A 3,030-nucleotide genomic window follows, 5' to 3' on the forward strand; every position below is an offset into this window, starting at 1 on the left:
GGCGACGGCTGCCGCCGTCGGGGCCGGTTCGCCCACGCGCCCGACGCCGGGACCGGGCATCGGCGGGACTCCCCCGGGCTCTCCCGGATACCGCCCGTCGTCGCCCCCGCGCCGCGGCGGCAGCTTCCGCTCCCACGAACTCATGGCCTGCCGCTGCGAGTTGTACGTGAGCGCCAGGTCGACCATCAGGGCGACCGCGTGCTGCCGCTGATCCCCCTCGCTCTCCGGCACGTCGTCCTCGCGACCGTCCCGGGCCCCGCCCGGCTCCCGGGTGTCGAGTTCGCCGCGGAACCCGGCGTCCAGCGTGCGGCCGCGTCCGGTGACGGCGCCGCCGAGCCGGTTCATCGCGCCGCTCAGGCCGTCGTGCCGTCCGAGCGCGTCGATCTTCGGCTTGATCTCGTTCAGGCGCTCGCCCGCGTTGCGCATCGCCGTCGAGGTGTAGCGCGCGTACGTCGCCAACTCCCCGAGCTGTCTGCTGATCTTGACGGCCAGCTCGGCGAACGCCTCCGCCGACGGGCCCTCCCAGTGCTCCAGCGCATGCGCGACGATCCGGTCGAAGTCCCCCTGGACGCTGCCGCCGCCGTTCACCAGATGATCGTGGATCCGCTCCCACGCCTCGGCGACGCCGAGGACCTGCTCCGGCTTGGCGTCGGCCAGCATCGCCTTCATCGAGGGGACGGTCTCTTCCGTCGCGAACGGGGTCCTGACCTCGCCCGCGTTGTACAACGCCTCGTACGTGCCGCCCGCCCCGGCGCCCTCACCGCCACGCCCGGCCTCGCCGCCGTCCATGCCTGCCCTCGCCCCCTGGCGCTCGCTACTCCCCGGACTCTGAACCCAGTCTGTCCATGCCGTACTTCGCGTCGTACTCGGCGTTCTGGTAGTTGCCGTGCACGGTCTTCGTCTTCGTACCGAAGTCGTCGATGGCCTCGTTGACGACCTCGACGACCTCCTCGATGTGGGCCTTCATCGTCCGGTGGGCGTCGGTCAGTTCGTTGCTCTCGACGAACCGGTGGCTGCCGAGCGCCCCCTCCGGGAGGTAGGTGTTGTACTTGCTCCTGGTCACCGACTCGCCCATGGCCGTCGCCAGCCGGCCGAGCTTGCGCACCGTCTCCTCGAGCTCACTGAGATCGACTCGCATCCGCCCCACCGGCTGCGCCTCCCCCGTTCCGTTCCCGACGCGTGTGTACGGCACCGCGGCGCGCCCGTCCGGCCTGCGCCGGTGCCGCGAAGCACCCGTCAGAGAACGCCGGCCGGAGGGGACGCCGCATGTGTGCCGCACACTTTAGTGAGCACCGCTGACACCCCCTCAGCTCCCGGCCCGACGCGCCCTCTCCGGCACGGAACCCGACCCCACGGACGGTTCCGCCCTCACCCAGCGCGTCCCCCTCCACCCTCCGAAAAGCGGACTCCCGCCCTCTGGGACCAAGCGGTCAAATCCCCTGCGCCGCACGTGACTTGATCCGCACGATGACACCCGATCGTGATCTGCCACCACGCGACGCCACCCGCGGGATCTCCGCACAAGCTCCACGCGGGGTTGCCTGCCCGGCGGGGGAACCCCGGTGCGGTGGGCGTCAGTTGTACGGGGGGTGCTGGGGTGGCGCGGCTTGCTGCGCGTACGGCCCCTGCTGCGGGACCTGACCCGGCGGGTAGGGGTAACCGCCGTACGCACCCGGATCGCCCGGGCCGCCGCCGTTCCGCTTCCTCTTACGCCGCCGCACGAGAACGACGACCAGCACGATGCCGCCCACGAAGAGCAGCGCGACAATGCCCGTGATGGCCCAAAGGAACACGAACTCCTTGTCGGCCTGCTCTTGTTGAGCCTTCGACTCGCGTTCCTTCTCGGCGACCTTCGCCTCGTCCTTCAGAGACTGAGGAACCGAAAGCGGACCGAACGTGGAACCCTTCGGGACGTCCTCTTGAAGCGCCGCGAGAGGACGGATCGAGCCGTAGCCGTACTGCTCGTCCGGAAGCTCGCCGCCCTTCTTCGAAGCGGGCATCTGCGCAGTCTTCGTCAGACGGTTGACGATCTGCCCGGCCGTCAGATCAGGGTACTTCGACCGGACCAGGGCAGCCGCAGCCGACGTATATGCCGTCGCGTCAGAAGTGCCGTCACCGATCCCGTAGCCGTTCAGATTGCTCGGCCCACCTGTGGTGACGACCCCTACCGCTGGGGCGGTGAGCAGAGTCTGCTTACCCTTGTTGGATTTTTCCCATACGGTGCCGTTCTTCTGCAGCCCGCCGACTGGGACCATCCCCGGGTACCGGGCGGGATACTCAACTGCTTTACCGGAGTTACCAGTTGAGGCGAAAACGGGCACGTTCCTCTTCAGCGCATAAGCCACGGCCTCTGCGTCATCCGCCGAGTACGTGCTTCCGCCCTGCGAAATGTTGATCACTGAGGCGCCGCGGTCAACGGCATATTTGATCGCCTGGGTCAGCTGCTCCGACGTCGACCCGTTGGCCCGGACCGGCAGGATTCTGGCTTCGGGCGCAAGTCCCATGATGCCGTCCTGATTTCCCGCACCGTGACCGTGACCGGCGATGATCCCCGCCATGGCCGTCCCGTGGTCGTCACCCTTCTTCGGGACCGTGGACGAGTCACCGTCGATGAAGTCTTTGCCCTTGAGGACACTTCCCTCAAGGTCGGGATGACTGGGATTGACGCCGTCGTCGATGACGGCAACAGTCTGGCCCTTGCCCTTGGTGATCTTCCAAATGGACTCCGCGTTCAGAGACTTCAGCGCCCACTGATCATTTCTTGTCCGATCAGCCGCGGCATTCGGCGCTGACGTGAGAACCAACGCCCCGGTCAGCACTACTCCGCTGATGACACGCAAGGTTCGCGTGAAGCCCATCTGTCGAGTCCTCTTTTTCCGGCGGAGGGGTGCGGCCGTATGGCCGCACCCCTGAGCTTGCTGCACCTCGTAGAGTGCCGGTACTTCGTCAGCCGATCGTGGGCGGGGCGACGTCGCGCCGCTCGGGCATCCAGGTCTCCTCGTCCTCGACGAGGTAGTCAGGACGCTCTCC

At 67.9% G+C, this 3,030-nt stretch carries 2 protein-coding genes and 1 pseudogene; all 3 read right to left on the bottom strand.

Translation table 11 applies throughout. The features are described from left to right. Nucleotides 1-789, bottom strand: a pseudogene (locus AN218_RS19675) (hypothetical protein); the annotation flags it as partial. A gap of 25 nt (nucleotides 790-814) precedes the next feature. Continuing rightward, nucleotides 815-1,138 (bottom strand): hypothetical protein, encoded by a 324-nt coding sequence (locus tag AN218_RS19680; protein ID WP_070018209.1) that lies wholly within the window; start codon nucleotides 1,136-1,138, stop codon nucleotides 815-817. Nucleotides 1,139-1,574: 436 nt separating this feature from the next. Next, a complete protein-coding gene (gene mycP / locus AN218_RS19685) occupies nucleotides 1,575-2,858 on the bottom strand; it encodes a type VII secretion-associated serine protease mycosin (RefSeq protein WP_070018211.1) in 1,284 nt (427 codons plus the stop codon). Nucleotides 2,859-3,030 lie beyond the last annotated feature (172 nt).

The organism is Streptomyces nanshensis, assembly GCF_001751255.1.
GTDB classification, from domain to species: domain Bacteria; phylum Actinomycetota; class Actinomycetes; order Streptomycetales; family Streptomycetaceae; genus Streptomyces; species Streptomyces nanshensis_A.